The sequence below is a fragment of the Desulfatiferula olefinivorans genome (assembly GCF_054657895.1).
In genome coordinates this window covers 1-20,813 of record NZ_BAAHXV010000015.1, presented here as the reverse complement: position 1 = coordinate 20,813, position 20,813 = coordinate 1, and the positions used below count along the sequence as shown (strand labels likewise).

19 protein-coding genes and 1 pseudogene are annotated in these 20,813 nt (G+C 44.5%); all 20 read left to right on the top strand.

Features of this window, described 5'->3' with window-relative positions; translation table 11 throughout:
* Nucleotides 1-139: 139 nt before the first annotated feature.
* The gene (locus ACYQ11_RS11980; protein ID WP_459924098.1) at nucleotides 140-2,356 is read left to right on the top strand and encodes a DNA translocase FtsK; all 2,217 of its coding nucleotides are present in this window, start codon (nucleotides 140-142) and stop codon (nucleotides 2,354-2,356) included.
* A 659-nt stretch (nucleotides 2,357-3,015) separates the two neighbouring features.
* Nucleotides 3,016-3,813: a hypothetical protein gene (locus tag ACYQ11_RS11975; protein ID WP_459924023.1), complete on the top strand. Its 798-nt coding sequence runs from the start codon at nucleotides 3,016-3,018 to the stop codon at nucleotides 3,811-3,813.
* Nucleotides 3,810-4,772 carry a hypothetical protein gene (locus ACYQ11_RS11970; RefSeq protein ID WP_459924022.1) on the top strand — a complete coding sequence of 321 codons (963 nt, stop codon included), beginning with the start codon at nucleotides 3,810-3,812 and terminating at the stop codon, nucleotides 4,770-4,772. The genes ACYQ11_RS11975 and ACYQ11_RS11970 overlap by 4 nt, the downstream gene beginning before the upstream one ends.
* Before the next feature lie 34 nt (nucleotides 4,773-4,806).
* Nucleotides 4,807-5,607, top strand: a complete 801-nt coding sequence (locus ACYQ11_RS11965) for a hypothetical protein (protein WP_459924021.1) — start codon at nucleotides 4,807-4,809, stop codon at nucleotides 5,605-5,607.
* A gap of 32 nt (nucleotides 5,608-5,639) precedes the next feature.
* Nucleotides 5,640-6,938 (top strand): 3-coathanger stack domain-containing protein, encoded by a 1,299-nt coding sequence (locus ACYQ11_RS11960; RefSeq protein WP_459924020.1) that lies wholly within the window; start codon nucleotides 5,640-5,642, stop codon nucleotides 6,936-6,938.
* Nucleotides 6,939-6,992: 54 nt separating this feature from the next.
* On the top strand, nucleotides 6,993-12,932 hold the full coding sequence (locus ACYQ11_RS11955; protein WP_459924019.1) for an FG-GAP-like repeat-containing protein: 5,940 nt from the start codon (nucleotides 6,993-6,995) through the stop codon (nucleotides 12,930-12,932).
* A 215-nt stretch (nucleotides 12,933-13,147) separates the two neighbouring features.
* A pseudogene (locus ACYQ11_RS11950) lies at nucleotides 13,148-13,549 on the top strand (transposase); the annotation flags it as partial.
* Nucleotides 13,550-13,687: 138 nt separating this feature from the next.
* Nucleotides 13,688-14,128, top strand: a complete 441-nt coding sequence (locus tag ACYQ11_RS11945) for a hypothetical protein (RefSeq protein ID WP_459924018.1) — start codon at nucleotides 13,688-13,690, stop codon at nucleotides 14,126-14,128.
* Nucleotides 14,129-14,398: 270 nt separating this feature from the next.
* A complete protein-coding gene (locus tag ACYQ11_RS11940; protein WP_459924017.1) occupies nucleotides 14,399-14,647 on the top strand; it encodes a type II toxin-antitoxin system Phd/YefM family antitoxin in 249 nt (82 codons plus the stop codon).
* A complete protein-coding gene (locus ACYQ11_RS11935) occupies nucleotides 14,644-15,063 on the top strand; it encodes a type II toxin-antitoxin system VapC family toxin (RefSeq protein ID WP_459924016.1) in 420 nt (139 codons plus the stop codon). The genes ACYQ11_RS11940 and ACYQ11_RS11935 overlap by 4 nt, the downstream gene beginning before the upstream one ends.
* A gap of 400 nt (nucleotides 15,064-15,463) precedes the next feature.
* Complete coding sequence (locus tag ACYQ11_RS11930) at nucleotides 15,464-15,739, top strand: type II toxin-antitoxin system TacA family antitoxin (protein ID WP_459924015.1); 276 nt, start codon at nucleotides 15,464-15,466, stop codon at nucleotides 15,737-15,739.
* 4 nt (nucleotides 15,740-15,743) lie between these two features.
* Nucleotides 15,744-16,241, top strand: a complete 498-nt coding sequence (locus ACYQ11_RS11925) for a GNAT family N-acetyltransferase (RefSeq protein WP_459924014.1) — start codon at nucleotides 15,744-15,746, stop codon at nucleotides 16,239-16,241.
* A gap of 379 nt (nucleotides 16,242-16,620) precedes the next feature.
* Nucleotides 16,621-16,968 carry a hypothetical protein gene (locus ACYQ11_RS11920; RefSeq protein ID WP_459924013.1) on the top strand — a complete coding sequence of 116 codons (348 nt, stop codon included), beginning with the start codon at nucleotides 16,621-16,623 and terminating at the stop codon, nucleotides 16,966-16,968.
* A gap of 85 nt (nucleotides 16,969-17,053) precedes the next feature.
* Nucleotides 17,054-17,410, top strand: coding sequence for a hypothetical protein (locus ACYQ11_RS11915; RefSeq protein WP_459924012.1), 357 nt, complete (start codon nucleotides 17,054-17,056; stop codon nucleotides 17,408-17,410).
* 256 nt (nucleotides 17,411-17,666) lie between these two features.
* A complete protein-coding gene (locus tag ACYQ11_RS11910) occupies nucleotides 17,667-17,945 on the top strand; it encodes a type II toxin-antitoxin system Phd/YefM family antitoxin (RefSeq protein ID WP_459924011.1) in 279 nt (92 codons plus the stop codon).
* The gene (locus ACYQ11_RS11905; protein ID WP_459924010.1) at nucleotides 17,938-18,231 is read left to right on the top strand and encodes a Txe/YoeB family addiction module toxin; all 294 of its coding nucleotides are present in this window, start codon (nucleotides 17,938-17,940) and stop codon (nucleotides 18,229-18,231) included. Before ACYQ11_RS11910 ends, ACYQ11_RS11905 begins: the two co-directional genes overlap by 8 nt.
* Before the next feature lie 488 nt (nucleotides 18,232-18,719).
* Entirely contained in the window at nucleotides 18,720-19,085 is a 366-nt protein-coding gene (locus ACYQ11_RS11900; RefSeq protein WP_459924009.1) for a hypothetical protein, read from the top strand.
* Nucleotides 19,086-19,290: 205 nt separating this feature from the next.
* Nucleotides 19,291-19,662: a hypothetical protein gene (locus ACYQ11_RS11895; RefSeq protein ID WP_459924008.1), complete on the top strand. Its 372-nt coding sequence runs from the start codon at nucleotides 19,291-19,293 to the stop codon at nucleotides 19,660-19,662.
* A gap of 52 nt (nucleotides 19,663-19,714) precedes the next feature.
* The gene (locus ACYQ11_RS11890; RefSeq protein WP_459924007.1) at nucleotides 19,715-20,116 is read left to right on the top strand and encodes a hypothetical protein; all 402 of its coding nucleotides are present in this window, start codon (nucleotides 19,715-19,717) and stop codon (nucleotides 20,114-20,116) included.
* Between the two features lie 156 nt (nucleotides 20,117-20,272).
* Nucleotides 20,273-20,779: a hypothetical protein gene (locus ACYQ11_RS11885; RefSeq protein WP_459924006.1), complete on the top strand. Its 507-nt coding sequence runs from the start codon at nucleotides 20,273-20,275 to the stop codon at nucleotides 20,777-20,779.
* Nucleotides 20,780-20,813: the final 34 nt, after the last annotated feature.

Sequence of the window (20,813 nt, the reverse complement as noted above, 5' to 3'; positions counted from 1 at the left end):
GGATTCGCACGCCTTGACATCGAACGCTTTACGAAGCCGTCTAAACATTGACTTTTTATGAGGTCATCACTAATAAAAGACGAAACGCCCCCCGGGGTAAAACGGCCAACGCGAATACGGATAAAAAAACATGCGTGACATGCGTAAGGAAATCGTCGGTACGGTGTTGTTCTTCCTGGTGATTCTGACACTGGTCAGTCTCCTGTCCTACAGCCCGGATGACCCGTCCTTTCTCCATGCACGGGCGCCAGGCCGGATCCAGAACCTGTTTGGGCTGGTGGGGGCTTATTTTTCAAGCCTCCTGGTGGGACTGTTCGGTATCGGGTCGTTCTGGTTACCCGTTCTTTTGATGCTGGCCAGCGTGCGCTTTCTGGGTCGTCAGCAGAAACGGGGGCTCGCGCTTCTGGTCGGCGGGGGCATTCTTCTGGTGGTGGCCACCGGCGCCCTGATGTCCATGGTCTCGGCGGACAACGCCTGCACCCTGTTCGGCCACCGGTTTTCATCGGGCGGGCTGATAGGCATTCCCCTGAAATCCTTTCTTTTGCGCTATACCAACCCCACCGGCAGCATGATCATTATTTTTGTGGTGATGTTGATCGGTCTGATCCTGGCCACCCGGTTTTCCATCGTGCTTTTTGCCCGGAAATGCTGGGCCTTGTGCAAGGCCTTGGCGGCCCTGATCAAACGGATCAGGGCCGCCGTTGCGGCCTGGCGCGAGGCGCGGAAAATCCGGAAAGCCGAGCGGGAAAAGGCCAAGGCGGATCGGGAGACCGTCAAGTTGAACCGGCGGGTCGAGGAAAAGAAGCGGCCTGATCCGGAAATCAAGATCCAGGCGGCCAAACCCAAGACGGCCAAGGTGCCGGTGGTGGTTCATCAGGAGGAGTTTTCCTTCATGAACAGCGGCAAGAACTTCAAGCTTCCGGGGATCGGCTTCCTGAACAACCCCGAGAAACGGCCGTCCAACGTGGACGATGAAAACCTGCGCATGCGGTCCCGGCTTCTTGAAAAAAAGCTTGAGGATTTCGGGGTCATGGGCAACGTCTCGGCGGTGTCCCCCGGACCGGTGATCACCACCTTTGAATACAAGCCGGCGCCGGGCGTGAAAATCAACAAGATCGTCAACCTGTCCGATGACCTGGCCCTGGCCCTTAGGGCCATCAGCATCCGCATCATCGCCCCCATTCCGGGCAAGGACGCCATCGGTATCGAGATCCCCAACGACACCCGGGAGTCGGTCTGCTTCAAGGAAATCGTTACGTCCAGCTCCTACATCAACTCCAAGTCCCCCCTCAACATGTGTCTGGGGCACGACATCGTGGGCAACCCGGTCAGCGCCGAACTCGACAAAATGCCTCACCTCCTGATCGCCGGAGCCACCGGCGCGGGCAAGAGCGTAGGGCTCAACGTGATGATATCGAGCATTCTGTTCCGGGCCACGCCCGAGGATGTCCGCATGATCATGATCGACCCCAAGCGCATCGAGCTGTCCGTGTATGACGGCATCCCCCATCTGATCACACCGGTGGTCACCGACATGAAAAAAGCCACCAACGCCCTGTTCTGGGCGGTGCGTGAGATGGAAAACCGCTACGAGCTTCTGGCGGAACTGAAATGCCGGAACATCGGCCAGTACAACAAGAAGGTCGAAAAGGATTTCCCCGAGCAGAAGGAAACCGGCGAAAGCCCCAGCCGTCACAAAAAACTGCCCTACATCGTGATCATCATCGACGAATTGGCCGATCTGATGATGGTGGCCTCACGGGATGTGGAAGTGTCTCTGACCCGGCTGGCCCAGATGGCCCGGGCCTGCGGCATTCATATCATTCTGGCCACCCAGCGTCCCTCGGTGGACGTTCTGACCGGCATCATCAAGGCCAACTTCCCCACGCGCATCTCGTTCCAGGTCTCGTCGAAAACCGACTCCCGGACCATCATCGACGCCAACGGAGCCGAAACCCTCCTGGGCATGGGCGACATGCTCTACCTGCCGCCGGGAACGGCCAAGCTCCAGCGTATCCACGGCGCCTTCATTTCCGACGAGGAACTCACCCAGCTGATCGAGTTCTGGAAAAACCAGAAAGCCCCGGATTACGATGAATCCATCCTTCAGGCCCCGCCGGAGAAAAGCGAGGACGGCGGAGGGGACGACGACTACGATGAAAAATACGACGAAGCCGTGGCCCTGGTCACCAAAACCCGCCAGGCCTCGATCTCCAGCGTCCAGCGCCATCTGAGGATCGGTTACAACCGGGCGGCCCGGATCATCGAAACCATGGAACGGGAAGGCCTTATCGGCCCTGCGGAAGGTGCGAAGCCGAGGGAGATACTGGGCGCCAACTACGACAATATTCCATGATGACCAGCGACAGGAAATGTCAGCTTACGGCCCAGACCGGCGTTCTCGGGATTTTTAGATCCTCGACGTAGCGCTGCTACGCCTCCGGTCTAAAAATCCCTGCGGCCTTGGTCTGAACCGCAATCTGCCATTCCCAGGGGGGGGATAACGGTGGTTTCGTGTAGGTTGGGTTGAGGAACGAAACCCAACATCATTGCCTCAACCCGCTTTACCTCTTTCTTGCAATCTCACCAGATTCCGAATCCCCGTCCCATTAAAAAGTCTCTCGTTGGCACATCCCTTATGTGTGGAACACAACCAAATACGGCAGGGTTTACTTTATATTGAAAAACGGTTTGATGTTTAACGACGGCCAAAAAAAACTTGACAATCATCCGATCAATTTATAAATAATTCCTTCGATACTATCGAGGTGATAGTTTACCTGCTGGTTCCATCGCCGGGTAAAAGAGACGTTGCCCGGAAAGTGTTGTTTCTCTCCATAACGTTATTACCGCGAATCGAAACATGATTTTCATTTCAATGAAAATCACCTGCATTGCCCGTTGTCTCACAAAAATAATGTATGTTCTTCCGTCGTGGATACATGGCCACGTGGGTTGAGTTGTATTTAAAACGGGTCTGGCCTGTCACTGCATGAATTGTTTGTTGAGGGTTTGATGAAAAAATCAGTGTTGTTGGTGCTTTTCACCGTCGTTTTGATTGCCGGGAATGCCTGGGCTGATTTTTCAGGCCAGCGTTTCGTGATTCAGGATAATTCAGATATTGCCCTCTGGCCGCCTTCGGACGCGTCAGCCGCGAGCCACGCCCTGGGCTTCGATGTCCTTTCCATTCAGAATAACGGCTTGTCAAGTCACATTGCCTCCCTCTTGTTTCAAACCGACAGTCGTGACCTCGGGAGCACGTGGTACCAAGCCGGTCGAATCGCATTGCTTCGAACCGACAATGCGGGATCAAGCTTTGGGTTTGGGTTGAGGTCGGGCAACAGAATGAATGAGGTCATGAGGATGCTCAGTAGCGGCAACGTTGGCATCGGCACCACAGCCCCAACGTGCAAACTCGACGTCAAGGGCACAATCCGCGCGGAAGAAATCAAGGTCGAAACCGTTGCGGCCAACGCCATCACCCTCAAAAACGAATCCTGGGCCGACTATGTGTTCAAAGACGGTTACATCTTGAAGCCCCTTGCCGAGGTTGAGACCTTCATCAACGAAAACAAGCACCTTCCCGAAGTGCCGCCGGCGGATGAGATCCAGAAAAACGGCCTGAACATGGCCGATATGATGGCGATTCAGATGAAGAAGATCGAGGAGTTGACCTTGCATATGATTGAGCAGGAAAAACGGGTTATGACGATGAAAAAGGAAAACGATGAATTGAAATCACGTCTGATTGCACTTGAGACGAAACAGTCTTCGAGGGAATTGAATCACGGCAGTGTAGGGGCGAATCAATGAAAAAAATCAAATTGTTTTGGTGGGTTTGTATAGGTTTGTTTTCGGTTGTGCAAATCGGATGGGCTGAATTAGATACTGTTCTTACAGCGGAAAAAATATTTGTCATTCGTATGATGCATGGCGCCGACAGAATTTCGAACGAAAAAATCGACATCTGTTTTCCTGAGAATGAACGGTTTTGGGGCTCTCTGATCATCGAGGTTACAGGTGGTTTTAATTACCAGAATACGTCAGGCAAATACACCAAAGAATATGGATTGGGGCTCAACCAGAATGGCTTGATCTATTCAAATGAAACCCAGGTGACATCAAACCTCGGACCGATTACCGATAATGTCTACCTGACTCCCGTCAAATGGGATCCTGATAAAAAACGTTATTTCATTACATTCGTCCACCAGGTGCCAACCTCCAATCGATGGGTGGTCAAGATCAAAGCCATGGCTTTTTCGGAAGAATTCATTAACAACTTCAATAACATGACATTATCCGAATATTACACCACAGACAGCACGAGCTATCCTGACGATCAATGGAACGTCAATGAAAACACCCTGGTTGTCAATAAAGAAAAAAAATCGGTCGGCATCGGAACCACAGACCCCGGCCCCTACAGGCTTGCCGTTGAAGGTAAAATCGGTGCCCGTGAAATCGTTGTCACCGATGTGAACCCCTGGGCCGACTATGTCTTCAAAGACGATTATATCTTGAGGCCCCTTGCCGAGGTGGAGTCGTTTATCAGGGAAAACAAGCACCTTCCCGAAGTGCCGTCGGCGGAAGAGATTAAGGATAAGGGGCTGAATATGTCCGAGATGATGGCGATTCAGATGAAGAAGATCGAGGAGTTGACCTTGCATGTGATTGAGCAGGAGAAGGGCATGACTATGCTTCGTTTAGAAAATGAAGGTTTGAAAGATCGTTTGATGGCCGTGGAAAACGGATTGACACGAGCTGAATAGACCGTTTGAAATCCATTCACATAGAGGTGAAAGCATGAAAAGGGCAATGCTTGTATTGAGTTTTTTAGCTTTGTCAGTCAATGGCTGGTCGGAAGGGATCGGGTATTTTCAATATGATATTGGTGGGATGCACCTGGACAGTGTCGCCAACCAATCGACAAACGGCTATGTCAGGTCATCCATTTTATCTTCACGTAATGCCGATCTGAAATGGGATCGCATTGCTCAGCTTTGGACGCTCGGAAACGATGTGTTCAACGACTTTACTGCAATTTTGCATGCGTATCCCGGTAAAATCATCATGCTGTCCGGAACGAACACGGACTTTCGTGATCGTGCCGCTAATGATAATGGAACGATTTCATCGATGCCAAACAACGATTTTGCCGAAGCGTTCACACGTGTCATGATTCTTGGAAACGGAAACGTCGGCATAGGAACCACAGCCCCAACCTGTAAACTCGACGTCAACGGCAAAATACGTGCGGAAGAAATCAAGGTTGAAACCGTTGCAGCCGATACCGTCACCCTCAAAAACGAATCCTGGGCTGATTACGTGTTCAAGGACGACTACATCTTGAAACCCCTTGCCGAGGTGGAGTCGTTTATCAGGGAAAACAAGCACCTTCCCGAAGTGCCGTCGGCGGAAGAGATTAAAGACAAGGGGCTGAATATGTCGGAGATGATGGCGATTCAGATGAAGAAGATCGAGGAGTTGACCTTGCATGTGATTGAGCAGGAGAAGCGGATGGCGAATATGAAACAGGCTTTCGAACGAGATCGCCAACGTTTCAGTGAAGAAATATATGATTTGAAGAAACGATTGATCCAGTAAATTTTACGCGTACATATCGGAACAGGGGATTGATGATGAGACGAATTATTCTTGATGTAACATTCACGGCGTTGTTGTTTTTAGGGTTCATGCAACCCGCATGGGCCGCGTGGACCTATGGTCCGAAAGTTGTGACTGGGACCCTCGACGGTCAAACCGTAGAATGTTCAGGTTTGCTGACGACAAATGGAACCACCACAGTCAGCACCGGGGCGAATGCGACGCTGAAATCAGTCACAAAAATAATTTTCAAACCCGGTTTTCATGCGAAAAACGGGAGCACCTTTTCAGCAGAAATAAGGTGTGCATGTCCGACGAAGGTGTGGGATGGGGATTATACGATTGCAAGTCAGGCAGATCTTGAAGCCTTGGGCCAATATACGAAGATAAATGGTAACTTGAAGGTTAAATCAACAGGGTCGACAGCGTTGAATGGATTGGAGTGCCTTTCTGAAATCACTGGTAACCTTTCAATTAATAATACACACGAAGGACCTCGTCCTTTATTGATGATTTCCAGTATTGAAACAATTGATGGTTTGTCTAATCTTCGGACCATAGGGGGGGGGCTGTCGTTTAATAGGACGAGAATTAAAAATTTTAATGGATTAAGAAGGTTAGAAGCTATTGGTGGTAGTTTTTATATTTCAGATGCCTATGAATTGAAAGCTTTGTCTGGTTTTAATCGTTTAATATCCATTGGCCAAAATTTTCGGTTATCTAATTCTGGTTATGTATCATCAGTTTCAGGATTTAATGCCCTTTCAACAATTGGTAACGATGTTACGTTATTCGCTTTAGGCTCCTTAACGTCGATTAACGGCTTTGATAAATGGGACGGTGTAATTAACGGCAATTTCACAATATCGCGAACAAGATTGGAGAATCTAAAGCAATTTTCAAATTTAACAATGTGCATAGGGGATATGATGATTTCAAATAATTCGTTTTTGACCAATTTGAATTTAGATAGCCTTTGTTCAGTTGGTGCGAATAGCATTATCGAAAATAATGAAAATTTATGCCCTGTTTTGTGCGAGGATCTTCGGTTGCAGGTTGCTGCGTGCAGCGGATCGACATTTATCATTAAATCAAACGATTCTCGCTGTGACAATGATGATGATGGCATGTCGGATCAATGGGAATTGGATCATGGGTTAGATATTTATGGCGATGATTCTCAGCTTGATAATGATGGGGATGGGTTTGTGAATAGCGTCGAGTATGTCATCGGCACTCAACCAGGTAATTCTCAGGATAAACCTAATCCGGGTAATTATTATCAGTATGATGCGTTGGGAAGAATTACGAATATCGTTAGAATTCAGTAGTCTGATAGAATCATTACTGTATGTTTTTTCGCCAAAACGAGGTGGAGGCATTTCATGAATTTATATAAAAAACCGTTATCTATCAATTTAATATCAATTGCCATAACCATCCTTACGGTGTGTTTACCGGAGCCAAGCACCGCAATTGAGGTTTATGTGTCAGAGTCTTCAGGTTCGGCAATTACGCAGGTTCCTATCGAAGTCCCGTCGGGGAGAAATGGTCTCCAACCTAAAGTGACTCTGTCATATACAAGTAGCGGTGGAAATAACTGGCTTGGGGTTGGTTGGGATATTGAAACTATGGACATTCAACGATCAACCAAACGAGGGATTGATTATTCATCGCATGATTATATAGCAAATGGCCGCGAATTGGTGCCGGTTTCGGTAGATACTTCAGGTAATGGTGAATATGCAGAAAGAGTCGAATCTTCATTCACGAAATATGAATTCAATGAATTCACTGGTTGGATTGCTACCACAACAGGAGGAACAAAATATTACTACGGTACGAGCCAAGCGTCTCAGCAAGTTTATTACGGTTCATCTGGTACAGCCCCACATGATATAGTGAATGTTTTTAAATGGTGTCTCAATAAAGTTGAAGATACAAATAATAATTCAATAATTTTTAATTATACAAAGCATCAAAATGAAATCTATCTCGATAGAATTGATTATAATGGTCATTATGTAAAGTTCTATCTTGAAGATCGGTTAGATGTTTCTGATAGTATGGCGACTCGCTACAATGTAAGAATGTCAAAACGGCTTAAATCAATCGATGTTCACTCCTGTTCAGGGCGTGTTCGAAGTTATGAGGTCAGTTATGGTAAAGAAGAAAGTACCGGCCGTTCACTTCTTACATCAATAAGAATATTTGGGGCCGATTCAACAGTAGATTCGTTTGGGGCAATCACAAGCGGTTCCATCATAAATACAATAACATGTGATTGGCCTAGTGGGAATGTATTTGATTTTACGAGTGTTTATTCGGACAACGGTATTGGTGGACATCCTATAAATAATAAAAGTGATAGGATACTTCCTTTTGATTATAATGGAGATGGGTTTCAAGATTTATTCATATATCGGCCCGGCTCTGACAACAATAGTATCGTAAATTCAAAAGAGAATGAAAATTTTAACAATCTTTGGGGTAGAACTACAATCTATATCGGCGCGAATGATAAGGTGTTTTCATTTGATTACAATGGTGACGGTGATGAAGATTTATTCTTCTATAGGCCTGGTTCAGGAAAAGTCATTATAGCCCATTCAAACGGCGATGGTTCGTTCAATAATGTTTATTCAAGTGAAAATTCCGGTATTGCTGGTTACAACTTGGATAATGTAAATGATATTGTGTTTCCATTTGATTACAACGGAGACGGCCTTCAGGATTTATTCCTTTACAGGCCTGGCACAGGTAAGGTGTCTGTTGCACGTTCCAATGGTAACGGAACATATACGGCTGTATATGCAAATAATAACTCAGGCATTGCAGGCTTTGATCTCAAAAATGTTAATGATTCAGTCTTTCCTTTTGATTATAATGGAGACGGCCATCAGGATTTATTCCTATACAGGCCTGGTGTTGGTAAGGTGTCTATTGCACGTTCAAATGGCAACGGTTCTTTTACCTCGGTATATTCAAATGCCAACTCAGGTATCGCTGGTTTCGATTTTAAAAATACAAATGATAAGGCTTATGCATTCGATTATAATGGAGATGGCCTTCAGGATTTATTCTTTATCAGGCCAGGTGCAATAGCGCGTGTTGCATGTTCTGTAGGCGATGGATTTTTTTTGAATACCTACCAAAATAAAAACTATATGAATAGTTATGGGTTTAGTAAAGTTTCGCTACTCGATTATAATGGTGACGGCCTTGGAGATGTGTTACTATATAATCCAGGGTCAGGGAAAGCGATGGTTCTTCGATCATGCGGATCTTTCTTTTATACGATTTTATTTGAAGATGGTTTTGATCAGTTTGATCTTTCAGATATAAATGACCAAATCTTGACATTTGATTATAATGGGAATGGGATTGACGATTTATTATTATACAGGCCAGGCAGTGGTCTTGTTTCTGTTGTACGTTCATTTGGAACAGAGCGGTCCGATTTGATATCAGAAATCAATTTACGCAGCGGAGCACGATATCAATTCAATTATCGGCCATCTTCTTTCTATTCAAACAAAAAGCTCCCTTTTATCATTCAGACCGTATCCTCATTGGTTGCCGATGATGGCGACGGATTGAATCCTCCTATTACCAGAGAGTTTAGTTATGCTGGTGGTGACTATGATTATATTGAAAAGCGTTTCCTTGGTTTCGAAACTGTAACTTGTAAAACACTGAACCCAAACACTACCACTCTGGGAACTAAGATCGAGACCACGTATCACCAAGAGAAAAATCTGGTTGGTTTGGAAAAAAGAATTGAAGCCTTTCCTCATAATGGGGGCAACCAGCTTAGTTCAATTACGAAAAACTGGGACGACAGTGAATCGCTGAATGCCGATTCTGAACGTGTATTTGTCAAACTTACATCAAAAACAATAACAACTTATGAAAACGGGGGCGAGACAACAACACGTCACGGTTATACCTATGATAACACAAATGGGTTTATTTTGACGGAATCCACGTCTGGTGATGGTGCTGACGATGTCGTTGAAAAAAAAGAATACGAAAACTTTGGTGATTGGGCATGGCGGCTGGTCAAAGAAACTCTGGAAGATCAGACGGGAACCATCTTCCGACAAGTGGACTACGATTATTTCATGACTACCGGAAATAAACATTGGCAAAAAGCATGGCTTGATGGAGCGTCGGAAGCGGATCAACCCACTGTTTCATTCGGATATGATTTATATGGCAACATAACCACCTTGACCGATGCCATGGGCAATACCACGTTCACCGAATATGACAGCACAACAAATACGTTTCCGGTTAAGATTATATCCCCAACAACAGGCAATGGCGTCAATCATGTGGTTGAGTATTTAGATTATGATTACCGTTTTGGTAAGCCGACCAAAATAAAAGATGAAAACGGCAATGTCAGCGAGTTCTTTTTTGATGAGTTTGGGCGAACCACTCGTGTGGATGCACCAGACGGCGGACAGGTTGTCACGATTTTTTATGATGATCTTTTCCCCAGAAAAGTCATCACCATGGTTAATGAAAAAGACACAGGAGCCAATAAATGGACTGAAGGGTATGACGGGCAGGACGGTTATGAAGGGTGTATTGGTCGGGGCCGTGATAGTTACACCTATTTTGACGGTCTCGACCGGGTGATCCAGAATACCACCATCGGGGAAAATGGCCAACCTGTGATTGTTAAAACTTTATACAATCATATGGGGCAGGCGTATAAATCCGTGGGGCCTTTTTTCGGTACAAGTACGGATTATTATCCCGGTGATGGCCCTTCTGATTGTCCTTATACACAAACAGTTTTTGATAATCGCGGACGAGTTGTATCAATGACCAGCCCGGATACAACATATGGCACTGTAACAGCCCTCATGGAATACAATGGTTTATCCATTACATCCGTTGATCCTGATGGAAAACGGAAAACAGAAAAGAAAAACTATTTAGGGCAGTTGGTCGAGGTGATAGAACATGGCTTGAACAACATCCAATTCCATACGTATTATAACTACAATATTGCTGGTGATCTTTTGAGCGTTGTAGACCACTTGGGTCATGTGACTTCCATCACCTACGACAGTCTGGGCAGGAAAACCAGTATGACCGATCCTAATATGGGCTATTGGCAATATCCGGAATATGATAAAAATGGTAACCTCAAGCAGCAAATCGATGCCAATGAAACCGTCATCACCATGGACTATGATGAACTGAACCGGCTTATACGGAAATCTTATTCTACCTCTCAACATCCGGTAGGCTATACCTATGATACCGCAATAGAAAACGGTATCGGGCGACTCCATTCGATTGATAACGGTAATACTGTTATCAGGTCCAATTCATATGATTCGATGGGTAGGTTGATAAGCCAAACAAAAGTCATCAATGGAACGGACTATACCACGCAGTTTTCCTTTGACCTCGCCGGAAAAACCAAAACCATGGTTTATCCTGATAACTATATTCTGTCGTATCAATATGATGAACAGAACGGTCTTCTGCGAAATACCTTTGGCATTTCCGATTTCAAAAATTATGCAGCGTTTTTGGATTACAACGCTGCCGGTCAGGTGGGGAAGGTAACCTATGGCAACGACACGTCGACCCGATACACCTATGATCCGAAATCACAGAAACTAGTAGGCTATCATAATGGATTTTTCGACATTGATACACCGGCAAACAATCGCGACTATCAATATAAGGAATATACATACTCCCCCGCCGGAGATATCCTCTCGATCGATGATAAATTAAAGTCGAATATAAAAGGATATACCTATGACAATCTTCATAGGCTGACCGGAGAAAAACTCCCGGGGGCACAAACCACACACCAGGATGTCTTATCATACACCTATGATACGAATCGCCCCCATGCCGTATCACAAATCATAAAAAACGGAACGCCTTACGATTTTATTTATGATAACAATGGGTCCATGACAAACGGTTATGATTTTTCGAAACCCAATGATGTCGCCCCAAGGTCTATTGTTTACAATGCCGAAAACATGCCGGTGAGTATTCTCCGAAACGATGTTGAAACCATTTTGGAGTACGATGGCATCGGATCGCGGACCAAAAAAACATCAGGCGGTAATTCAACCTTATACATAGGAGATCATTACGAAGTCCGGAACGGGACCCCGATAAAATATATTTTCGGCGGGGGCCAGCGGATTGCTAAAGTAGTGTCAGATACTGTTTTTTATTATCATAAGGATCATCTTGGAAGTTCCGTTCTACTCACTGATGAAAACGGGCAGGCTGTGTCCAATTCAGCGTCAGGTTACACACCCTTTGGAATGGACCGTGAGCCTATGGGGTTTGATGTCAAGAGTCATAAATTCACCGATCAGGAATACGATTCGGAGGCAGGGCTCTACAATTATAATGCCAGGCTCTATGACCCAGCAATTGGAGTTTTTATTTCGGCGGATACGATGGTGCCGAATTTTGCAAATCCTCAAAACCTTAATCGGTACACGTATTGTAACAATAATCCGTTGATATATACTGATCCGACGGGACATTGGAGTTTGAAAAGGACGTGGCGTCGTATAGAAAAAGAATTTAAGCGATCACTAAGAAAAGCGAATGATGAAATTGATAGATTTTGTAAAAAATACAACGTTGAAATTAATGCTTATGCAGAAGGGTCTGTTGACTTTGGTGAAGGATCGGGTGGTAATCGTTCGCATGGTTCATCTAATGGGGGAAGTGAAGATGCTTATGTTTTAGGCGAAATTTATCTACCATCGCTTAGTCTTGTTTCTGCATGCAATTATGATGCTGCTATAGCGTATTTAAATTATATTGATGGGCTTAGGTCGAGAGGATTTATTATCAATTCAGATCCTTATACAGGTGGATTTGTTGCTTATAATTCTGTGTATTTAAGCGCTTCTGCTCTTGGTTTTGGATTTGGTGGCGATGCGTATTTGATATATGGTATCGGTGGAACAATAGGTGCTACCAGTCAGCGGTATTGGGGTTCTGGTTTTGATGGAGGTGAGATGGTAACTTCATTTCAGGGCCCATTAGCTATTGGTCGTGGCTTTGCTGCAACTGGATTTATAGTTGCAACTTTGAGCCCAAAAGGTGATAAAAGTGTAATTACTGGTGCTTCAACGACAATTGGTGTATCTGGTGGTCCATACCTCCAAAAATTTGGTGTATCACTGGATTTCCCACACACTGGAAGAGGTTTCTGGGACAGTGTAATAAATGTAAGTATTTCTGTTTCATGGGGGTTTGGCTTTGGTCAGACTGCATATGCGACTACATCATATGCTGTTGGCGAACCGCGTTAATTAACAACTTCTGGATGTCAGGTTGAATTATAATATTACTAATTTTGTAACTACTCACACCATTTAAGAAAAAAGTGAGAAAATAACCAAAAAAAGCTTGACAGGTTTTTAAGGCAAAAAATTTAATTTTGTAAAGTTGAGACAATTAACGCCATATTGCTTTCAGAGGCTGCTTTATAACCGAAAATGCCGATTGGTTGTGGGGTTGAGCAATGGAAATTTTCAATACGGATCAAGGGCGCCAATTTACAAGCGGAGCATTCACAAATGTTTTAAAAACAAACGGCATCAAAATCAGTATGGATGGCCGTAGTCGTTGCATGGACAATATTTTCATTGAACGATTCTGGTGGACAGTGAAATACCATTATCTCAACCTGCATTCATTTGAAAACGCTCTTGAAATGAGAAAAGGTTTGAGAACCTGGTTCGAATACTATAACCGTGAGAGAACGCATCAGTCACTGGATAGTATGACCCCGGCTGAATGTTATTTTGTTATTTCAAAGCAAAGATCAAAAAGAACTGGCGGCCTGATAAGGCCCCAGCCGTGCCAACTCCAGTCGCCCTCCGGGCTCCTTCCGTTGGCACGGCTGAAAGACGAAACACTTAAGTAGGTTGAATGTTTATTAACCGTCTCAGAGCTAATTTTGCACATAAAGCTGTCTAAACGATAGGGTCCACCGCATATCTTACTAAAGTAAAATATCCGAATTCCGGCCTAACTGGATTTTAGAGAATTGAATATGGGAAAAATGAATTCTATCAGTTGTTTTGAGTTGGATTCTGAAAATTCAGAGTTAAATTTACCGCTTTTTTCTTCCGTTGCAATTTATCCTGTTTACCTATCGGCAGTGATTGCTGATTATTTAAAATACAATCCGGATTTGGTAGAGTTAGTGGTACACTTGATTATTATTTTCGTAGCTGAATGGCTAATTCGTCAATTCGTTTTATACCAAAGGCCAGGCTACGTTTGTATTGAGAACAATAAAATAACTTTATGGTATTTCAACGGTTTTTTAAAAATTATATATTATATTTCTAGATATAAATTGATTGAACCTTTAGATGACGAATATTTTAGAATAAGGATTCGGAATAGAATATTGCCTCTTAAGCTAAAAAAAAGTAGGTATTATCAATATAATGAAAAACCGAATTTATTAGAAATTATTAAAATAATCCGAACATAGTCAGTAATCTGCGGTGGTCCCTAACATGCTGCGGTGGTCTCTGCGGTGGTCTGGGTATGGGGTCGGGCCGCAGTAAGTATTTGGAATCATGATAAATGAACTCAAAAAAAGGCCTAAAAATGGCCTTAGACGTGCAATTTTGACCCCGAAATTGGCGGTTTAAGGATTGTGAGGTATTTGAGGCACCATGGGTCTTGATTTTTATGATTGAACCGATATAATCTAGACAGTCCGGCTATTTAATAAAAAGTCAAGGTGCAAGGTGAACGTATGGAACATTGGCAGTTGCAGCATGCAAAAAACAGATTCAGCGAAGTTGTGGAGAAGGCTTTAAATGTGGGGCCTCAGATTGTAACACGTCGAGGTGTGGAGACGGTCATCGTCATGTCCGTTGCGGAATACAGGAAATTGACGAAACCGAAAACATCGTTGGTGGATTTTTTTAAACAATCTCCATTGCACGGCCTTGATATTGACCTTGAAAGGCGCAAGGACTCAGGAAGGGATATCGACCTGTGAATTATATCCTCGATACGTGCGTGATATCGGAACTGATCAAGCCCAAGGCCGATCCCCAGGTTTGCTCTTGGGTCGATGAACAGGACGACAACCATTTGTATTTATCCGTGATCACGTTGGGTGAGATCCAAAAAGGGGTTTCAAAGCTCGAAGAAGGCGTCAAAAAGTCGAAATTGCAAGCCTGGCTGGATACGGACCTGGCTCTTCGGTTTGAGGGCAGGATTCTGGATATTGATGATCATGTATGTAAAATGTGGGGTAAGATTCTGGCCCAGTCCGAACAACACGGCAAATCGCTTCCCGTGATCGATGCCCTGATTGCAGCGACAGCCCTGGTCCATAACATGGGCGTCCTCACCCGAAATATAAATGATATGACGGTTCCGGACTTAATGGTCATAAATCCCTGGGGATAGTGCGTTGGGCTGAGGCCACGAAACCGGACATCACCGACAAAAAACGGCCCCAAGACGTTTTTGTATTGGGGCCGTGTGAATAGGGATCAATCAAATCTTTAGTCTTGACAAATGGGGTTTTGGAATCATGTGAAATCACTCAAATGGGGTCGGGCCGCATCAAGTATTTGGAATCATGGTAAATGACCTCAAAAAAAGGCCCAAAAATGGCCTTAGACGTGCAATTTTGACCCCGAAATTGGCGGTTTAAGAAATGTGATCGATTTTTTATGTATGGATTGTATCAATGGCCCAGCCAAGCGTCATTATCTACCCGGTCATGTGTGGCACATGCTTGACATGTATTTATGAATATGCAACAATTTGTGCCAAAGTGACACATTAAAAAGGGAGGTCATTTATGCCGTCTACTTTACCACGAATTACCGCACGCGTTGACGATCAGACTCAAAAACTATTGTCGCAAGCCGCTGCAATAATAGGCATGCCAAGCATTAATGCTTTTGTTTTAAGCGCTGCGGTTGAAAAAGCAAAGATGATTATGGAACGTGAAAATTCATTAAAGCTTAGCCAACGGGATGCCATCCTGCTTGTAAATGCTGTCGATGCGCCTGCAAAATCTCATTCACGTCTTCAGCAAGCGTCTAAAGACTATAAAAGTAAAACACAGTCATGATGTCATGATGATTACCGAGCCCTTAGATAAAGACAAACATGACCGTGCTTATTTTGATTGTGGTGTTGAAGCTTTGAATAATTATTTGAGGCTTATGGCAAATCAACAGTCAAATAAGGATAACACTCGAACATTTGTGCTAATTGATGAAGAAAATAATAGGGTTATAATTGGTTATTACACATTGACCATGACCTTGATAAATCTTGGAGCCTTACCACCTAAATTACAGAAGAAGCACTCGAATGCATCAGCAGGCGGCTTGATTGCCCGTTTAGCTGTTGATAAACGTTTTACGAAAAGAGGATTCGGAGAGTGGTTGCTAATTGATGCCTTAAGGAAATTGCTTGTGGCCAGCGAAACAGTCGCTTTCCCCTTGATTATTGTAGATGCGAAAGAAGGCGCCATTGAATTTTATAAAAAATTTGGATTCACCCCCTTTTTTGATATGCCAAATAAATTATTTATTACAGTAGCAGATGTTCGCAAAAGCATAGAATAAAAGGGAAATTCAAAGGTGTTGGGTCGGGCCGCAATAACGTGCAGAAATCATGCGAAATGACCTCAAAAAAAGGCCCGAAAACGGCCTTAAACGTTCAATTTTGCCCCCGATAATGGCGGTTTAAGGAATGTGGGGTGCATTTCAAATAGGACAATTTGTCGGGTTTCGTACCTCAACCCGACCTACGATGGGGTGGTGCATTGAATGTCGGCGAGGGGGTTTGGGGTGATAATTGGTGTGTCGGTTTGATGGGATGCCATGATGTGATAACGGTGGTTTCGTGTAGAAGCGCTCCAACCTCGGAATCATGGGAACAAGGGATCTTGTGTGTTTTCAAACACCACGAACGTGGGATATTTGGTAAAGGTAAGGGTTTAATGTGAAACGATTCTTTTTGGTTCTTATCATTTTGACAAGTTCCTCAAGTGTTTTTGGTCAGACTCAATATTTCAATGGGAAAATTGAACGGATCGAAGTCTGCAAAAGCAATGGAGGGTCTGTTACCCTGTTTTTTGATGTCGCTAATGGTACTGCTCCGGCAGTTACAAACGGATGTTCTAACGATGTTGCGTTTCCATACGTTAGAGTGAATCATGATAAGGGTATTATATCGGATTTTGATAGAACGATTGTTTCAACAGCCTTATCCGCCCAAATGGCAGATAGATCCTTACGGGTTCGATACGATGATCAATCGATGATTGTTGAATCTTTAGCGGTTGATTGATCGTGTTGTCTGCATAAATTGGGGTCTGGTCGTTGATGGAAAGACTATTATAGATTTTCGGTTTTGAAAGAGGATAATTATGTTTATGAAAGTTGGTATTATTTTATCAGTCATATTGACTGCTTCCTCAGCCTATGCCAAAAATTCATGGAAATACGGTCATGTTACCCATATTCAGACGTTGGGATCTGATGGTAGCTTTATGGTTTATATGGACAACGAAACTGTGAAAGCTGTGTGTCAATATCAAAGGGTTTATTTCAGAGTGTCGGATATGGGAGTTGAGCGGACAAAGCTCGCATATTCGATGGCATTATCTGCATATTTATCTGGCAAACGGTGGGGGGTTGTAATTGATTTACCAACAGAAATTCCTGATGATTACATGCAATCTTGTGATGCATCAAGTACTGCAAGCCAAGGCGCAGGTATTACCGATTAAATCATTTCAAATGGGGTCGTTGTTGTTGCAAATGTATGCGTAGTGGCCTATAGCCGCATCTATACCAAATGATCTCAAAAAAAGGCACAAAAACGGTCTTAAACGTTCAAATTTGTACCTGAGTTGTACCTGAGTTGCTGGTTTTAGACCATTGTCGTGTTTCGTAACTCAACCCGATGGGGTGATCTAAGATTCGTTTTGACAAACATTGAGATTATATGTACAGTATATCTGTACATATAATCTGGAGGTCAATATGACAATACAAACGACATACACCAATGCACGGGCGAATTTGGCGTCACTGTTGGATGATGTGACCAAAAAACGTGAAATCGTTATTATTCAAAGACGTGGTAGTGAAGATGTTGCATTGATTACAGCCGATGAGCTTGCCGGACTCCTTGAATCAGCACATCTGCTCCGGTCGCCAAACAATGCAAAACGCTTACTTGAAACATTGGATAGGGTGAAAAAAGACTCCGGCACACCTCAGACCATCGATGAACTTCGAAATGAGGTTGGTTTTGAGTAAGCGGAAACAGGCTGGGAATATCAAAAAACAAAGAGAGTCCGTGTTTCAACCGGAATTCAGGGAAGACCTGAAATATTGGGTTGAAACAGATCGAAAAACAGCTTTACGCATATTCCAACTCATCGAAGAAATTATTCGAGATCCTTTTCAAGGAATCGGCAAACCAGAACCCTTAAAGTTTCTTGGATCTGGCGTTTGGTCTCGACGTATTACACAGGAACACCGGTTGGTTTATGTTGTCGGGCATGAAAGGATCGATTTTGTTCAGGCTCGTTATCACTATTGATTTTTTGTGCGTAACGGGGGGCAGTCCGTATTCCGTTGGGTTGAGGAACGAAACCCAACAGCAGCGTTCCAAACACCGGGACCCTATGTACCATGCATGAGGACCATGTGAATGTATTGTTGAACAAGCCCTTGGCTGTTATGACCGTGATCACCATGTGATTTGTGTATGTGTGGCATGGTGATGTGTGTTGGATTTATCATTTTTTGACCGATGACGCTTTTTCTAAGGATGCGGGCCATTTTGTCGGGTTTCGTACCTCAACCCGACCTACGATGGGGTGGTTCATTGAATGTCGGCGAGGGGGTTTGGGGTGAAAATGACGTGTATGTGCGCGGGATGATGCGTTGGAATCATGCGGTATCGATGTCTTATCGTGTGGTTGAATTCAGAGATTTTCAGATGGCTGCACCGAAAGACATATAACACGATAGCTGGGTTTATATACCGTTCTGGTAAATGTTAGTGACTGAAAATTTGGAGTGAGCATGAAAATTTATTTGATTATTGTTGTTACGTTATTTTGTTTATCATCTTCTTCTCTTGCTTATGGCAATTCTTTTGAATGTCTCGCAACAATTGACGCCGTATTACTTTATGCAAATGGGAATATCAATGTCAAACACTCCGGCCGGGGTAACTACACCGTCATCTGTAATGTAAATGCCGAACGTGATGGCGTAAGCCCCACGACATGCGCGCTTTGGGCCAGTATGCTCTTGCGCTTGAAAAGTGAGGGTAAACCGGCTCATTTTTACTATAAAGCAACCGAAGAATATGATTCATGTGAAGAACTTCCCACGTATGGGTCTGCACCGTCGCCTGTTTATATCGGGCCGATTAATTCCAATTGATTATTAGAGATTATTACAGTGCTACTCCATTGCGCCAAACTACGAACAAAGTGCGGCTGTCGCATTATCCGCGTTGATTTCCGGTAAGCGCGTCAGGTTGCACATCGATGGTCGGTCCCAGTCACGTGGGTGTCAATCCCAGGGGCATATCAAAATCTCTCACATACAAATCCTTGCCGATTGATCAGGCCCAATGGGAGCGTACATGGGAAAAACGGTTATTTTGTTGTTTGTGGTGTTGATCATGTCATCGAATGCATTTGCCGGGGACTTCACGCCGTGGGCAATGCCAACACATATTGAATATGTCAACAAAGGGATTCTGGTGTTTGGTGCGTTTGGTAATGTGAACGAATGCAAGGATGCCAATGGGATACCTCGACCGGACAGGGTTTTCGTCAAACCGACACCGGATGATCCGGAGGTGTTCAAAACAATGTCCGCCATGATTATTTCTGCATTTTCTTCAAACAGGCCCATTCAGTTTTACTCGAAAGAATGCGGGGAGGTGTCGTTTCATTATTCAGGGTCGGCGGTCAACATTGCACACACAAATGGACTGAAGGTCAGGCAGTGATATATGTTTTGCTTCAGGGCATTAACCGTTTAATTTTATACAAGGGGTAAAGATGTATGCGGAGAACGGGCGCCATTATTTTTTTCGTGCAAGGCTGAAGGCCTTATTGTCACTTGGGATCGTTTTTCTTGTCGTTATGGGTACTGATGTTTATGCCCAGTGGACCGATGCGGGTACCACATCCAACCTTAGAATATTTACAACAGGTGATCAGGTCAGTTTTGTTCTTGCAAGCTTGTCATCGCTTTCGAGTGAGGTCAATCAATCGGTTTGCGGCAACATAGACAATCCGGGTCAATTCAGCATGCCTTTGGATAAACCCTATTCAGATGCGCTTTTGACCCTGCTGATATCCTCCGAATTGGCCGGACGCTCGATCAAGGTATTTTTAACAGGGGCTTGTTTTGGGAACAGGCCTGAGATTAATGGGGTTCAGATTGTTGACCAGGAATAGTCCAATTGACGGGTTTCGTGTCTCGTCCAGACTGCAAAGGGCTGATTCATGGCAGCGATTTGGTGCGGTTTTGGTAAAGATGGTCTTGACCCGTTTGACGTGCACGGCTCAGTGTCGTGTCGTTCAGATGATTTTATAAACATGAGGAAACGAACAATGAAACAATCAAAAACATGGATATGGGCGGGGTTTTTTATCGTCTTATGTGCGTTTTCGGCCTACGCCGAACCGCGCGTCGTGGTACTTGAGAAATGTCCCTGTTCATCGGACCAGGCCAGTCGTAACAAAACCGTGTTGACCAATGCAATCGGTTCCAACGTGGTGGTTCAATTGCCTGAAGGAAATTTTAGCAGCAATCCCATCGCCATCGACGGCGTCAGCAACCTGACGATCAAAGGCCAGGCCGATGCGTCGGATGCCATTCAGACACGACTGAAAATTCTCTCTTCCACCGGCATGAGCCTGACCAATGTGACCAACATGCGTTTGGAAGACCTTGAGATCCAGGGCAACGCGACATCCAACCTGGTGGTTTTGTCCGAGGCCGGTGGCTTGACCGCCGACAACCTCAAGTTGACCACAGGGTCCCCGGAGATTTTTACGGAATGTCTCAAGCCGAATCTGGATTGGCTTGTTCCGGTGATATCACTGATATTGAATTGATGGGGGCAGAACATTCATGAAAATAATTCTTCTA

Bases quoted from the DNA above. Each gene is read 5' to 3' on its own strand.
- ACYQ11_RS11980 (WP_459924098.1), top strand. From the start codon at position 140: ATGCGTAAGGAAATCGTCGGTACGGTGTTGTTCTTCCTGGTGATTCTG.
- ACYQ11_RS11975 (WP_459924023.1), top strand. From the start codon at position 3,016: ATGAAAAAATCAGTGTTGTTGGTGCTTTTCACCGTCGTTTTGATTGCC.
- ACYQ11_RS11970 (WP_459924022.1), top strand. From the start codon at position 3,810: ATGAAAAAAATCAAATTGTTTTGGTGGGTTTGTATAGGTTTGTTTTCG.
- ACYQ11_RS11965 (WP_459924021.1), top strand. From the start codon at position 4,807: ATGAAAAGGGCAATGCTTGTATTGAGTTTTTTAGCTTTGTCAGTCAAT.
- ACYQ11_RS11960 (WP_459924020.1), top strand. From the start codon at position 5,640: ATGATGAGACGAATTATTCTTGATGTAACATTCACGGCGTTGTTGTTT.
- ACYQ11_RS11955 (WP_459924019.1), top strand. From the start codon at position 6,993: ATGAATTTATATAAAAAACCGTTATCTATCAATTTAATATCAATTGCC.
- ACYQ11_RS11945 (WP_459924018.1), top strand. From the start codon at position 13,688: ATGAATTCTATCAGTTGTTTTGAGTTGGATTCTGAAAATTCAGAGTTA.
- ACYQ11_RS11940 (WP_459924017.1), top strand. From the start codon at position 14,399: ATGGAACATTGGCAGTTGCAGCATGCAAAAAACAGATTCAGCGAAGTT.
- ACYQ11_RS11930 (WP_459924015.1), top strand. From the start codon at position 15,464: ATGCCGTCTACTTTACCACGAATTACCGCACGCGTTGACGATCAGACT.
- ACYQ11_RS11925 (WP_459924014.1), top strand. From the start codon at position 15,744: ATGATGATTACCGAGCCCTTAGATAAAGACAAACATGACCGTGCTTAT.
- ACYQ11_RS11915 (WP_459924012.1), top strand. From the start codon at position 17,054: ATGAAAGTTGGTATTATTTTATCAGTCATATTGACTGCTTCCTCAGCC.
- ACYQ11_RS11910 (WP_459924011.1), top strand. From the start codon at position 17,667: ATGACAATACAAACGACATACACCAATGCACGGGCGAATTTGGCGTCA.
- ACYQ11_RS11900 (WP_459924009.1), top strand. From the start codon at position 18,720: ATGAAAATTTATTTGATTATTGTTGTTACGTTATTTTGTTTATCATCT.
- ACYQ11_RS11895 (WP_459924008.1), top strand. From the start codon at position 19,291: ATGGGAAAAACGGTTATTTTGTTGTTTGTGGTGTTGATCATGTCATCG.
- ACYQ11_RS11890 (WP_459924007.1), top strand. From the start codon at position 19,715: ATGTATGCGGAGAACGGGCGCCATTATTTTTTTCGTGCAAGGCTGAAG.
- ACYQ11_RS11885 (WP_459924006.1), top strand. From the start codon at position 20,273: ATGAAACAATCAAAAACATGGATATGGGCGGGGTTTTTTATCGTCTTA.